Raw genomic sequence first — 12,717 nt, forward strand, 5'->3', positions numbered from 1 at the left:
ATCGCGCGCGCTGCGGCGGCTGCGGCGCAGGCGTCGGCTGCAAAGGCAGCCAAGGCCCCGGCACCGTCGCTGGCCGCGCAGCCCGCGCCAGCCCCGGCACGGCGCCGCGCCCCGGCAGGCCTCGACGAGGCGATCATGGCCTACCTGGAGGAATACGCGGCGACCGCCGCCGCGCACGGATAAACGAACGGCAACGCCGGGCGGAAGAGCCCGTTTCGGCAACGGAAGGAGCCACACTCGTCATGGGAGTGCTCAGGAACAGGAACCTCGGGCCGGGGACCTTCGTGCTGCTGGCCCTGCTCGCCAGCCTGATCATCGGGGTCGCCCGCTTCGACGCCGCCGCCGGCCGCGAGACCTACGACCGCCTCAAGCTGTTCTCCGAGGTGCTCTCGCTGGTGGAGGCCAACTACGTCGACGAGGTGGACTCGGGCAAGCTCGTCCAGGGCGCGATCCGCGGCATGCTCAAGGAGCTCGACCCCCACACCGCCTACATGACCGAGGACATGTTCAAGGAGATGCAGGTCGACACGAAGGGCGAGTTCGGCGGCCTCGGCATCACCATCGGGCTCAAGGACGACACGCTCACGGTGATCGCCCCCATCGAGGACACGCCGGCCTGGCGCGCCGGCATCAAGGCCGGCGACAAGATCGTCAAGGTCGACGGCGAGTCCACCAAGGACATGAGCGTCGAGAACGCCGTGAAGAAGATGCGGGGCGTCCCCGGGACGTCGGTCACCATCGCGGTCATGCGCGAGGGCCTCACCGAGCCGAAGGACTTCACGATCGTCCGCGACATCATCAAGCTCAAGAGCGTGAAGTCGCGGGTCATCGACGAACAGGTCGGCTACGTCCGCATCACGCAGTTCCAGGAGCGGACCGACGACGACCTCGAGCAGGCGCTGAACGACATGTGGACGAAGAACCCCGCGCTCAAGGGGGTGGTCCTCGATTTGCGCAACAACCCGGGCGGTCTCCTGGACCAGGCCGTGCTCGTCTCCGGCTCTTTCCTCGAGAAGGGGAAGCTCGTCGTCTACACCAAGGGGCGCAAGGCGAGCAACAACGCCGAGTACAAGGTCCGCGACGGCGACGGGCGGACGAACTTCCCGATGGTCGTGCTCGTCAACCACGGCTCAGCGTCCGCCTCCGAGATCGTCGCGGGCGCCCTCCAGGACTGGGGTCGGGCCGTGATCCTCGGCGTCGACACGTTCGGCAAGGGCTCCGTTCAGACCGTTATCCCGCTCGACGACGGTTCGGGGCTGCGGCTGACGACGGCCAAGTACTACACGCCGAAGGGACGCTCGATCCAGAACACCGGCATCAAGCCGGACATCCTCGTCCCCAACGCCACGATCCAGGTGAAGAAGGTGCCGCCGGGTCACAGTGAAAAAGAGAAGGATCTCGAAGGCCACCTGCCGACGGAGGCGCCGCCGGCCGAAGCCGCCCCCGCGGGCGCGACGCCCGCCCCCGAGGAGCCCGAGGCCGACGGCGAAACCCTGAGCGACGCGGAGGACTTCCAGCTCCAGCGGGCGCTGGATCTGCTCAAGACCTGGGACATCTTCCAGAAGACGCGGGGCGCGTCCACGCCGCAAGCGAACTGACGTGGCCCCGCGCCAGCGCAGGCGACGGAAGGCGGCGCCAAAACGCCGGCTGCGCCGCTGGTTCCGCCGCCAGGACCGCCTGACCCGACGCCTCCTGCTCGCCGTGGCCGTCCTCGGCGTGATCGTCGCCGCGCTCGTCGTGCCGCTTCGCGACCGGGAGCGCCCGGAAGCGGGGGCTCCGGTTCCGACGGCGGAGACGGCGGCGCGCAAACCCGCCGAGCGGACGCGCGCCACCGCCAAGGCCCGGCCGGCGGTGGTCGCGGCGCGTCCCGCCACCCGGCCCGACCGCCCGCCGAAGGAAGCGCCGCCCGTTGCCAGGCCGGCGGCTCCGCCAGGCGCCGCGCACACCGACAAGAGCCCCCGCCTGGCGATCGTGATCGATGACCTCGGGCAGAGGATCTCGCATCTCGAGGCGCTCGCGGCGCTGGAGCTGCCCCTGACCGTGGCCGTCATCCCCGGCCTGCCGGCGACGGCGCCCACGGTCCGCGAGGCCGGGCGCCTCGGGCTCGAGATGATCCTGCACCAGCCGATGGAGCCCCGGGAGGAGGGGGGCAAGGACGCCGGGGCCGGTGTTCTGCTCGTCTCCATGAGCGCGGCGGAGGTGCGCGCCCGCCTCGGCGAGAGCCTGGCCGCGGTGCCCCGCGCGGTCGGCGTGAACAACCACATGGGCTCGCGCTTCACCGAGGAGACCGCCGGACTCGTCCCCGTGATGGAGGAGCTCAAGGCCCGCGGCCTCTTCTGGCTCGACAGCCGCACGACGGCCGCCACGCGCGGCGCCGAGACCGCGCGGGCGGCGGGCGTCCCGGTGCTCGAGCGCGACGTCTTCCTCGACGCCGAGGTGAAGCCGGAGTTCATCCGGGCGCAGCTGCGCCGCGCCGTCGCCATCGCGCACGAGCACGGCCAGGCGATCGGGATCGGCCACCCGCACCCGGAGACGATCGCGGCGCTCCGCGAGCTGCGCGGCGAGCTCCTCGACTCCGGGGTCACGCTCGTGCGGCTCTCCGCCCTCGTGCCGCCCGCGGCCGGCGCCGGCACCGCCGTCGCCAGCCAGTCGCGTCCGGCGAAGGAGCGCGCGGGACGGACCGCGGTCGCCCTCCCGTAGAGACCATGCTCATCCTCGGGATCGAGACCTCCTGCGACGAGACCGCGGCCGCTCTCGTCGAGCGCGGCCGGCGGGTGCGCTCCTCGATCGTCGCCTCGCAGATCGACGACCACCGCCCCTACGGCGGGGTCGTCCCGGAGATCGCCGGGCGCAAGCACCTGGAGAACCTCGTGCCCGTGACGCAGGCCGCGCTCGCGGACGCCGGCGTCCAGCCATCGGAAGTCCGCGCGGTCGCCGTGACCTCCAGCCCGGGCCTGATGGGCGCACTGCTGGTCGGCACGTCCTTCGGCAAGGCGCTCGCGCTCGGCTGGGGCGTGCCGCTGATCGAGGTCAACCACCTTCACGCGCACGCCCTCGCCATCCTCCTCGCGAAATCCCGGCCGCGCTTCCCCTACCTGGCGCTGGTCGTCTCCGGCGGGCACACGACGCTGTTCCGCGTGGATTCCCCGCTCTCGCTCGGCGTGCTCGGGCAGACCCGCGACGACGCGGCGGGCGAAGTGCTCGACAAGGTCGCCAAGTTCCTCGGCCTCGGCTACCCCGGCGGGCCCGCCATCGACCGGCTCGCCGCCGGCGCGAACGTGCACGCCGTGCGCTTCCCGCGCGGCCTGCAGCGCGCCGCGACCTTCGACTTCTCGTTCTCCGGCCTCAAGACCGCCGTCGTCAACCACGCGCTCGGCACGCGCCGTGTCGAGGGCCGCCTCAACGACCAGCCCGTGCCGGCCCTCTCCGACAGGCAGTTGCGGGACCTGGTCGCCTCGTTCCAGGAAGCGGTCGTGGACACCCTCGTGGGGACGACGCTGCGCGCCGCCGCCGCCGAAGGGCTGGCGACGGTCGTCGTCTCCGGCGGCGTGGCCGCCAACTCCCGCCTGCGCGAAAAGATGTCGTTGCAGGGGGCCGCGGCCGGGTTGCGCGTGCTCTTCCCCGAGCCGGGCCTGTGCACTGACAACGCGGCGATGATCGCCGCCGCGGCCTGGCACCTCGCGCGCCGCGGGCGCTTCGCCGGCCTGGACCTGCGCCCCGCCGCGAAGATGAAGCCGGGCGTGTGCTAGGATGCCCCCCGTGAGCGGCACCGGCGCGACGATCTACCTCGACAACGGCGCGACCTCCTTCCCGAAGCCGCCATCGGTCGCGGCGGCCATGTCCCACTTCACGCTCGAAGTCGGCGGCAGCCCGGGGCGTTCCGGACATCACCGCTCCCAGGAGGCCGCCCGCGCGGTCTTCGCCTGCCGCGAGGCGCTCGCGGCGCTCATCGGCGCGCCCGATTCGCGGCGCGTCGCGTTCACCCTCAACGCCACGCAGGCGCTCAACACCGCCATCTACGGCATCCTGCGACCGGGCGACCGGGTGCTCACGACCTCGATGGAGCACAACTCGACGATGCGGCCGCTGCGGGACCTGGAGCACCGCGGCGTGATCTCGCTGGAGGTGCTCCCCTGCGACGGCGCCGGGCGGCTGGACCTGGCGGCGCTCGAGCGCGCGCTGCGCTCGCGGCCGCGGCTGCTGGCGGCGGTGCACGCCTCGAACGTCAGCGGCGCCATCCTGCCGCTGCGGGAGGTCGGGGCGCTGGCGCGCGCCGCCGGGACGCTGCTGCTCGTGGACGCCGCGCAGTCGGCCGGCGCGCAGCCGATCGACGTGATCGCGGACGGCGTCGACCTGCTGGCGTTCACCGGGCACAAGGCGCTCTTCGGGCCGCAGGGGACCGGCGGTCTCTGGGCGCGCGAGGGGGTGGAGCCGGAGCCCCTCTTTCGCGGCGGCACGGGCAGCAACTCCGAGCTCGAGGAGCAGCCCGTCTTCTGGCCGGACCGGCTCGAGAGCGGCACGCCCAACGGCGTCGGGCTCGCCGGGCTGCTCGCCGGGGTGTCGTTCATCGCCGAGACGGGCCTCGAGCTGATCCGCGCCCGCGAGGAGGCGCTGACGCGCCGGCTGATCGCGGGGCTGGGCGCGCTGCCGGGGATCACCGTCCACGGCCCCGGCGCCGACGAGAGACGCGCGCCGACCGTCTCGGTGACCTTCGAGGGGCTGGTGCCCTCGGAGGCGGGCTTCCTCCTCGAGGAGGGCTTCGGCGTGCTCACGCGCGTCGGCCTGCACTGCGCGCCGGCCGCGCACCGCACGATCGGGACGTACCCGCAGGGGACGGTGCGGTTCGCGCCGGGGTTCTTCACGACCGAGGCGGACATCGACGCGGCGATCGCGGGCTGCCGCTACCTGGCGACGAAGAAGGGGAGGGCGCGGTGAGCGACGCGCCCCGCTTCGCCGTCGCGACGTTTCACTCGACGCACGCCGTGCTCAAGGCCGAGAAGATCCTCAAGGACGCGGGCGTGGCCGACGTGCGTCTGGTGCCGGTGCCGAGCCAGGTGTCGTCCGACTGCGGCGTGACGGTGCGCTTCGCGGCGGCGGAGTCCGCGCGGGCGCGGGAGCTGCTGCGGCCGCTCGCGGACGACCTGCAAGGCCTCTACGTCGAGGCGCCGGGGGGCTGGGTCCCGTTTCAGTAGCGATCCGGCCGAGCCGCGACGGCGCGGGCTTGTCCCCGTGCCGGGCCACGACCCGGCGGCGCCTGTTCACTTCCGTCTCGCCCTTCGCCCCTCAGCCCGCGAGCGCACTCAGCGGCTGCTCGACTGTCAATGCGCCGGCCACACTCAGCGGACACAGCCTGCGGCCGACGCATTATGACCGTTCACAGGCGCCCCCGGGCCGTGGCCCTGTCACGAGCCTGGCCCTGTGCGAAAGCGTGGCCCGGCACGAGCACGGTGGCGTTTTGCGCCTTCTGCCGTATAATCCTGCCCACACGGGAGCGGATGGGTCACTGGTGGGCCCCCCGGACTTCAAATCCGGTCGGCGGGCGCTAATCACGTCCGCGGTAGGTTCGATTCCTACACGCTCCCGCCACACGCCCGACACCCGCGCGAACGGCGAAGGCACGGAACGGCAGGGGGACAGAATTCAATGCTGTCCTCCTACGAAAGGAACGAAGAAAGGGGAACGGGAATGCCGTACGTCAACGTCCGCATCACCAGGACCGGCGTCACCGCCGAGCAGAAGGCCGCCGTCATCAAGGGCGTCACCGACGTCCTCGTGAAAGTCCTCGGCAAGGACCCCCAGTCGACCTTCGTGGTCATCGACGAGGTCGACACGGACAACTGGGGCATCGCCGGCGAGACGATCACCGCGCGACGCGCGAAGACGAAGTAGCGCCCGCGCCGCCGCATCCGGGGACGTCGCCGTCAGACCACTGGCTGAAGGCGAGGCGCCCCCGCCGGGCACGCGGCGGGGGCGCCTTGGACGAGGACCTCGGCGTTCTTACTGCCGGATGATCGCGTCCCGCTTCGAAACGCCGAGATCGGACTCCCCGGGCGCAGCGGAGACGCCGAGATCTCCCGCCTGCAGCGTGTTGCTGACCCTGATGATGTCGTACGAAACCTGGTAGGTCCCGTCGGTGCCCGACAAGACCATGTGATCTCCTTCAACGGTGCCTGACACGACGTCGGGCGCCCAATTGTTGCGGTACCTGAACACGAGCTCGATCTTGTTCCCATCGACCGTCCCGGACACATCGCATCCGGTGCGGGTGGTCCACTGGGATGTCCCGGCCACGTTGCTGCCGTCTTGCACCAGCTTGACGATGACCGGGGCGCCCGGTCCGGGGACCTGCGTCATCTTGTACGCCCCCCGCCACGTCCCGACCACGTTTGCGGGATCGTCGCCCCCATCCCCACCGCCGCTGCACGCCGCCAGACCCACCACAATTGCCGCCGCGAACAAGAGCCGACCGATCTTCTTCATCACGTCCCCCTTTCCACCCCTATCCCCCTCGGAACAGTGGCACAACGAGACCGCACCGTGATCTCGACCACATCGAGAACGGCTCAGGGCGAATGCAGCTGCACCCGACATCCGCTCCCGCGCCGCTAAGAACTGCGCGCCTGCCGAAGATCTGGCTGCGAAGGACGCGTCAACCCTAGCACCGGAGGCGGGACGATGGCAAGGGCTCAGCGATCCCCTTCCGCGATGGCCTTCCCAAAGGCCGCCCAGAATGGGTCGACGCGCGGGTGCTCGAGCGGGCGGGCTCGTCCCCCGTCGACCAGCGTGATCCCCTCGGCCTCCGGCAGCGTCTCGCCGATGCGCGCGGCCGCGATCCCCTTCGCGGCGAGGCGCGCGAGCACCTCCTGCGTGCGGTGGCGGCGGCAGGTCAGCACGAGCGTCCCCTCGCTGATGGCGGAGAACGGGTCGATCCCGAACAGCGCGCACACCTTCGCGACCTCTTCGGGCATGGGGATCGACTCGCGCTCGATGCGCATCCCGACCCGCGACGCGCGCGCCACCTCGTAGAGGCCGCCCCAGAGCCCGCACTCGGTCGCGTCGTGCATGGCGGTCACGCCCTCGTCGCGCACGCCGACCGACGCCGCCGTCAGCGCATCCTCGACGACGCTCATCTGCCAGAACAGCCCGTCGGCGCGCCGCGCGAACTCCTCCCCGTGCGCCGCCGCCACGCGCCGCGGGAAGGTCGCCGCGAACAGCGCGCTCGCCTCGATGGCGGGCCCTTTCGTGATCACGACGTCCTCGCCGGCGCCCGCCAGCGCCGGGGTCACGTAGCGCTCGCACGGGCCCGTGGCCATCACCGTGGCCCCGCCGATCATCGGGTAATCGCAGCCCTGGTAGCGGGCGGTGTGCCCGGCGACGACCGCGATGCCGAGCTTCTCGCACTCCGCGGCCATGCCGCGCCAGAGGGCGACAAACTGCTCCTTGGCGATGCCGAGCGGCAGGTTCAGGTCGATCGTCATCCAGCGCGGCGCCAGCCCCGACACGGCCGCGTCGGAGGCGAGGATGTGCACCGCGAACCACGCGGAGCGCTCCCAGCCGTACTGCGGGACGACGAAGACGGGATCGCACGTGACCGCCATGACCTGGCCGCCGCCGATGTCGACGACGCCGATGTCGACGCCGTGCTGCGGCGGGACGAGCACCGCGGGGTCGCGGCGCCCCAGCCGCGGGTAGATGATCTCCTCGAAGATCTCGGGCGAGATCTTGCCGATCTCGGGCAGGTCGTGACGGGACTCGTTCTGGCTCATCGCTTTCCCTCCGCGGGCATTATCCCGACAGGTTACGGGGTCGGCCCCCCCTGGGCCCTCTCAGCCGTCCTCGACGACAGCTCCCCCAAGCAACACCCCGGAACCGCCGACATCAGCGGCTCCGGAACGGATCAGTTCTTCACGAAGAACTCCTTGATCGCGGCTGCGACCGTGCCGATCTGCTCCGGCGTCAGGCCCGGGAAGATCGGCAGCGAGAGCACCTCCTCCTGGATGCGCTCGGTCACCGGGAAGTCGCCGGCCGCGTACCCGAGGTGCGCGAACACCGGCTGCTGGTGCAGCGCCCGCGGGTAGTAGACCATCGTCGGCACGCCCCGCTCCTGCAGGTGCGCCCGCAGCTGGTCGCGCCGGTCGGTGAGGATGCTGAACTGGTTGTAGGTGTGGTGCGCCCCCGGGATCTCGACGGGGAGCGCGATCTGGTCGACACCGCCGAGCAGCTCGCGGTAGCGCGCCGCGTTGGCGCGGCGCTGCTCGTTCCACCCCTCGAGCAGCGGGAGCTTCAGCGAGAGGACGGCCGCCTGGACCGAGTCGAGCCGGCTGTTGTACCCGAGCAGCTCGTACGTGTCGCGCACCTTCGCGCCGTGCCCGCGGAGCATGCGCACCTTCTCGGCGACGGTGTCGTTGTCGGTGAGCACGATGCCGCCGTCGCCGATGGCGCCAAGGTTCTTCGTCGGGAAGAACGAGAAGGCCCCGGCGTCGCCGATGGCGCCGACGACCTTCCCCATCCAGCGCGAGCCCGTGGCCTGCGCGCAGTCCTCGATCACCTTGAGCTTGTGCCGCGTGGCGATCCTGCCGATCGCCGTCATGTCGCACGCCAGCCCGTAGAGGTGCACCGGGATGATCGCGCGCGTGCGCTCCGTGAGGGCGGCTTCGATCTGCGTGACGTCCAGGTTGAACGTCGCCTCGTCGATGTCGACGAACACCGGCCGCGCGCCGGCGTGCTCGATGACCTCCGCCGTCGCGACGAAGGTGAACGGCGTCGTGATGACCTCGTCCCCCGACCGCACGCCCGCGCCGAGCAGGCCCAGCAGCAGCGCGTCCGTCCCCGACGCGCAGCCGATCGCGTGGCGCACCCCGTGCATCCGCGCCATCTCCTCCTCGAAGCGCCCGACGGCGGGGCCGAGAATGTACTGCGCGCCCCCCAGCACCTCCGCGAAGACCGACGCCAGCCGGTCCTCGAGCGGGCGATGCTGGCAGGAGAGATCGATGAACGGGATCATGCCTTGCCTCCTCCTGCGACCCGGACCTCCCGGCCCCCGGCGCGCTGCGAGCGCTCTGCCGCCTCGAGCACCCTGAGTATCGCCACTGCGTTCTCGCCGCCGGCGCGCGGCTGGCGGCGCCGGCGGATCGCCGCCAGGAAGTCCCGGCACTCGGCCTCCAGCGGCTGGCCCCCCTCGACCGCGACGGCCGTCGCCCCCCCGTCCAGATACTCGAAGGGCCGGCCGCCCCGCGGGACGCGGACCGAGCGCGCGAAGTGCTTCAGGTGCGCGCCGTCGGCCGCCAGCTCGTCGAAGAGGAGCATCCCCTTCTCGCCCACGGCGAGCAGCTGGCGGTCGCGCTGCGGCGCCAGCCAGCTCTCCTCGATGTGCGCGAGCGCGCCGCCCGCGAGCGCGATCGCCATGAACGAGACCTCGGGCAGCCCGGGCTGGATGAACGCCTTCCCGACGCTCGACACCGCCGCGGGGGCCAGTCCGGTGACCATGAGCGCGATGCTCACGTCGTGCGGCCCGAGGTCCCAGAGCACGCTGCAGCCGCGGGAGAGCCGCCCGAACGCGCACCGGCGGATCCCCAGGTAGCGGATGCGGCCGATCCGGCCGGCGCGGACGAGGGCCGCCATCTTCACGATCGCCGGGTGGTACATCAGCAGATGGCCCACCATCAGCGTCAGCCCGCGCCCGCGCGCCAGATCGACCAGTCGCTGCCCCTCGCGGCTCGAGAGCGCCAGCGGCTTCTCCATGAAGAGGTGCTTGCCGGCCAGCAACGCCTCGCGGCCGATGCGGTAGTGGGTCTCCGAGGGGGTCGCGACCGCGACGGCCTCGATCGCCGGATCATCGAGGACCTCGCGGTAGTCGCGGGTGAGGGTTGGCCGCTCGCCGGGGAATTCGAGCGCGCCGAGACGGCCGGGGTCGAGGTCGGCAACCCGCCGCACGGCGCACCCCTCGATCGACGCGAAGGTCCGGGCGACGTTCGGCCCCCACGAGCCGAGGCCGATCTGGCCGAGCGCGATCTGCCGAGCCTTCGTCACGAGTGCCTCTCCCCGCCCGGGGAAAAAAAACAACGGGGAGCACCGCCCCCCGTCGCGAGCGCCTGGTGCCGAGACCCAGAATCGAACTGGGGACACACGGATTTTCAGTCCGTTGCTCTACCAGCTGAGCTATCTCGGCCCTGTACAGCGGGGGCATGGTACCCGCCCCCCCGGGCGATGTCAACGCCGGGAGGCTCCACCGCGGCCCCGGGATCGCGCCCGACGACCAGCGTGTCCGACACGAGGTCGGCCCAGCCGCGCCGGCGCGGCTCGAACAGCGCCCAGGCGAGCCCCGCACCCCCGCAGGCGAGCCCGAGCAGGGCGCCGCACCAGCGCAGGGCGGCCCTCCCCCAGGAGGGGACGGAGCCGTCCTGGGCCCGCACCTCGAGCCCCGCAAGCCGCTTGCCGGGCGTGCGACCCGCCAGGGCGATGGCAGGGACGTGGTAGGCGGCGCCCGCAAGGACTGCCAGGAGCGCGAGCGGCCCCAGGGTCTCCTCCAGGCCGGCCCCGGACAGGAGTGACGAGAACCCGAACCCCTCCCGCCAGAGCGCCAGCGCGCCGGCGGCGATGAACAACCCCAGCAGCGCCGCCAACAGCAGCTGATCGACGAGAACGGCGACGGTCCGGCGCACGAGGCCCGCCGCCTGCGGGGCCCAGAACCGCGGCGGGATCTCCTCCACGCGGTCGATGACCGGGGCGCCTTCGGACGGCAACTCCGGTTCCTCGAGGTCGGCCGGCGGAGCGAGCCAGGCGCGCGGCTGCGCCGGGCCGGACCCCCGGGCCGGGACCGGAGCGGGGGCGGCCAGCGGCACGTCCAGGTCGTCGTCGCTGACCTCGAGGGATTCATCGGCGTCCTGATCCGGTTCGGCCGCCGGCGGCGCCACCGGACCCGGCGCGGACGCCCTCGTCCGTCCCCCCGCGCGGCGCTTGCGCTTCCTGCCACTTCCCCGCGACTCCGCGGGAGGGGCCGGCACCGGGCCATCCGCGTCGGGCGCGCGCGGCGCGGGCGCATCGCCGGTGTCGGGCGCCGGCTCGACGAACGGCAGCTGCGGCTGCGTCGCGCGGCCTGCCCCCGCCGCGGCGCCGCAGCGGAGACAGGTCGCGCTCCGCTCGAGGCTGAGGTACCCGCAGGCCGCGCACCTCACGGCCGGCCTGCCCCCGGCCCTCTCACCCGAGGTCGCCCCAGCGCTGCTGGAGAACGGCGAGCGCGGCGACGCCCGCGGTCTCGCTGCGCAGGATGCGCGGGCCGAGGCGCACGTCGATGAACCCGGCCCTCAGCGCCAGCTCGGCCTCCTCGGGCGACCAGCCGCCCTCGGGCCCGACCGCCACGAGCACCTCGGACGGCGGGGCGGCGAGCCCGAGCACCTCGCCGATGCCGCGCGCCGCCCGCTCCCACAGCAGCAGCCGCAGCGCCGGGAGCCCCGGTGCCGCCATCAGCTGCGGCCAGCGCATCGGCTCGTGCAGCTGCGGCAGGCGGGTGCGGCCCGATTGCGCCAGCGCGCCCTCGACGATGCGCCGCCAGCGCGCGGCAGCCTGCGCCCCGCCCGCCGCGGTCGGCACCGTGCGGCCGGAGAGCACCGGGATCACCGCAGAGACCCCCAGCTCCACCGCCTTCTCGAGGACGAGCGCGAACCGCTCGCCCTTCGGCATCGCCTGCGCCAGCACGGTCCGCAGCGGCGACTCGCGCGCGGGCACGCTGCGCTCGCGGACCCTGGCCGTCCCCGTCGCCGGGCCGAGCCGTTCGATCACCGCAATGTACTCGGCGCCTGCGCCGTCCGTCACCGCCAGCTCGTCGCCCGGCCGGAGCCTCAGCACCGTCCGCGCGTGACGCAGCCGCTCGCCTTCGAGGAGCAGCTCGTCGCCCGCGAACGCCTCGGGAGGAACGAAGATGCGGCGCAGCTCGGCCACCGGCGGCTCACCTCGCACGGCGGCGCGCCGGGGCGTCCGCCGCCGGCCGCGGGATCGTGAAGCGCACCGTGAAGTCGCGGCCGTAGCGGGACGTGGCGCGGATCGAGCCCCCGTGCAGGCGCACGATGCGCTGCACGTTGTAGAGGCCGAGCCCCGTCCCCGGCTGCTGCGGCATCTTCTCGTCCTGCACGCGGTAGAACTTGGTGAAGATCTTCCCGAGCGCCTCGGGGCGCACCCCCTGGCCCTCGTTGGCGACGAACATCTCCCACGCCCGCCCGCGCACGGAGCAGCCCCAGGTGATCGTGCCGTTCGTGCGCCCGTACTTGAGCGCGTTGAAGAAGAGATTGTCGTAGACCGTCAGCAGCAGCTGGCGGTCGGCGAAGACCCGGACCGGGGAGCCGCACCGTTCGCGCTGCACCCGCGCGAGCCGGGCGCTGTAGCTCGGGAACTTCGCCTCCAGGTCGCGCAGCGTCGCCTCCACCACGTCGGCGCGCAGGTCCAGCCACTCGCGGTGGAGCGCCTCCTCGCCGCCGTCCGCGCGGCGCAGGTTGAGAAAGTCGCCGGCCATGTGCTCGATGCGGTAGCCGCTGGCCAGGATGCGCCGGATGATTTCCTGCTGCTGCTGCGGCATGGGCCCGTAGGCGCCTTCCATCAGCAGGTTGCCGAACATGATGATCGAGTTGAGCGGGTTGCGGATCTCGTGGGCGATGAAGTCCAGCAGGAACTCGTAGAGGTCGAGCTTGCGCTGCACGGAATCGGTCGGCATGGCGGCTCTCTCCT

General features: G+C 72.6%; 14 protein-coding genes, 2 tRNA genes and 1 riboswitch. Of the genes, 8 read left to right on the forward strand and 8 right to left on the reverse strand.

The window, feature by feature from the left end:
* The 8 genes from VI078_08420 to VI078_08455 form a co-directional block, all read left to right on the forward strand.
* The coding region (locus VI078_08420) for a hypothetical protein (protein HEY5999310.1) at positions 1–183 on the forward strand (183 nt) is incomplete at its 5' end.
* A 59-nt stretch (positions 184–242) separates the two neighbouring features.
* The gene (locus tag VI078_08425) at positions 243–1,598 is read left to right on the forward strand and encodes a S41 family peptidase (GenBank protein ID HEY5999311.1); all 1,356 of its coding nucleotides are present in this window, start codon (positions 243–245) and stop codon (positions 1,596–1,598) included.
* A gap of 1 nt (position 1,599) precedes the next feature.
* Positions 1,600–2,700, forward strand: a complete 1,101-nt coding sequence (locus VI078_08430) for a divergent polysaccharide deacetylase family protein (GenBank protein ID HEY5999312.1) — start codon at positions 1,600–1,602, stop codon at positions 2,698–2,700.
* 5 nt (positions 2,701–2,705) lie between these two features.
* A complete protein-coding gene (gene tsaD, locus VI078_08435; GenBank protein ID HEY5999313.1) occupies positions 2,706–3,749 on the forward strand; it encodes a tRNA (adenosine(37)-N6)-threonylcarbamoyltransferase complex transferase subunit TsaD in 1,044 nt (347 codons plus the stop codon).
* Positions 3,750–3,759: 10 nt separating this feature from the next.
* Entirely contained in the window at positions 3,760–4,935 is a 1,176-nt protein-coding gene (locus tag VI078_08440; protein HEY5999314.1) for an aminotransferase class V-fold PLP-dependent enzyme, read from the forward strand.
* On the forward strand, positions 4,932–5,192 hold the full coding sequence (locus tag VI078_08445) for a DUF3343 domain-containing protein (protein ID HEY5999315.1): 261 nt from the start codon (positions 4,932–4,934) through the stop codon (positions 5,190–5,192). Before VI078_08440 ends, VI078_08445 begins: the two co-directional genes overlap by 4 nt.
* 295 nt (positions 5,193–5,487) lie before the next feature.
* Positions 5,488–5,586 (forward strand) — tRNA-Sec (locus tag VI078_08450).
* Positions 5,587–5,685: 99 nt separating this feature from the next.
* A complete protein-coding gene (locus VI078_08455; GenBank protein ID HEY5999316.1) occupies positions 5,686–5,889 on the forward strand; it encodes a 4-oxalocrotonate tautomerase family protein in 204 nt (67 codons plus the stop codon).
* A 108-nt stretch (positions 5,890–5,997) separates the two neighbouring features.
* Here VI078_08455 and VI078_08460 read toward each other — a convergent pair whose 3' ends face one another.
* The 8 genes from VI078_08460 to VI078_08495 form a co-directional block, all read right to left on the reverse strand.
* On the reverse strand, positions 5,998–6,480 hold the full coding sequence (locus VI078_08460; GenBank protein ID HEY5999317.1) for a hypothetical protein: 483 nt from the start codon (positions 6,478–6,480) through the stop codon (positions 5,998–6,000).
* 206 nt (positions 6,481–6,686) lie between these two features.
* Positions 6,687–7,766, reverse strand: coding sequence for an AIR synthase family protein (locus VI078_08465; protein HEY5999318.1), 1,080 nt, complete (start codon positions 7,764–7,766; stop codon positions 6,687–6,689).
* Positions 7,755–7,863, reverse strand: a riboswitch (TPP riboswitch). It overlaps the preceding gene by 12 nt.
* A gap of 34 nt (positions 7,864–7,897) precedes the next feature.
* Positions 7,898–9,004 carry a DegT/DnrJ/EryC1/StrS family aminotransferase gene (locus VI078_08470; GenBank protein ID HEY5999319.1) on the reverse strand — a complete coding sequence of 369 codons (1,107 nt, stop codon included), beginning with the start codon at positions 9,002–9,004 and terminating at the stop codon, positions 7,898–7,900.
* Positions 9,001–10,029, reverse strand: coding sequence for a Gfo/Idh/MocA family oxidoreductase (locus VI078_08475; GenBank protein HEY5999320.1), 1,029 nt, complete (start codon positions 10,027–10,029; stop codon positions 9,001–9,003). Before VI078_08475 ends, VI078_08470 begins: the two co-directional genes overlap by 4 nt.
* Positions 10,030–10,092: 63 nt before the next feature.
* Positions 10,093–10,168, reverse strand: a tRNA-Phe gene (locus VI078_08480).
* Complete coding sequence (locus tag VI078_08485) at positions 10,134–11,174, reverse strand: RDD family protein (GenBank protein ID HEY5999321.1); 1,041 nt, start codon at positions 11,172–11,174, stop codon at positions 10,134–10,136. The genes VI078_08480 and VI078_08485 overlap by 35 nt, the downstream gene beginning before the upstream one ends.
* 22 nt (positions 11,175–11,196) lie before the next feature.
* Positions 11,197–11,937 (reverse strand): 16S rRNA (uracil(1498)-N(3))-methyltransferase, encoded by a 741-nt coding sequence (locus VI078_08490; protein ID HEY5999322.1) that lies wholly within the window; start codon positions 11,935–11,937, stop codon positions 11,197–11,199.
* Positions 11,938–11,944: 7 nt separating this feature from the next.
* Positions 11,945–12,703: a HAMP domain-containing sensor histidine kinase gene (locus tag VI078_08495; GenBank protein ID HEY5999323.1), complete on the reverse strand. Its 759-nt coding sequence runs from the start codon at positions 12,701–12,703 to the stop codon at positions 11,945–11,947.
* Positions 12,704–12,717 lie beyond the last annotated feature (14 nt).

Source organism: bacterium (assembly GCA_036524115.1).
GTDB lineage: Bacteria > JAUVQV01 > JAUVQV01 > JAUVQV01 > DATDCY01 > DATDCY01.

Excerpts from the sequence above, each read along its gene's own strand:
- VI078_08425 (HEY5999311.1), top strand. The coding sequence starts at position 243 with ATGGGAGTGCTCAGGAACAGGAACCTCGGGCCGGGGACCTTCGTGCTG.
- tsaD (HEY5999313.1), top strand. The coding sequence starts at position 2,706 with ATGCTCATCCTCGGGATCGAGACCTCCTGCGACGAGACCGCGGCCGCT.
- VI078_08455 (HEY5999316.1), top strand. The coding sequence starts at position 5,686 with ATGCCGTACGTCAACGTCCGCATCACCAGGACCGGCGTCACCGCCGAG.
- VI078_08460 (HEY5999317.1), bottom strand. The coding sequence starts at position 6,480 with ATGAAGAAGATCGGTCGGCTCTTGTTCGCGGCGGCAATTGTGGTGGGT.
- VI078_08465 (HEY5999318.1), bottom strand. The coding sequence starts at position 7,766 with ATGAGCCAGAACGAGTCCCGTCACGACCTGCCCGAGATCGGCAAGATC.
- VI078_08470 (HEY5999319.1), bottom strand. The coding sequence starts at position 9,004 with ATGATCCCGTTCATCGATCTCTCCTGCCAGCATCGCCCGCTCGAGGAC.
- VI078_08495 (HEY5999323.1), bottom strand. The coding sequence starts at position 12,703 with ATGCCGACCGATTCCGTGCAGCGCAAGCTCGACCTCTACGAGTTCCTG.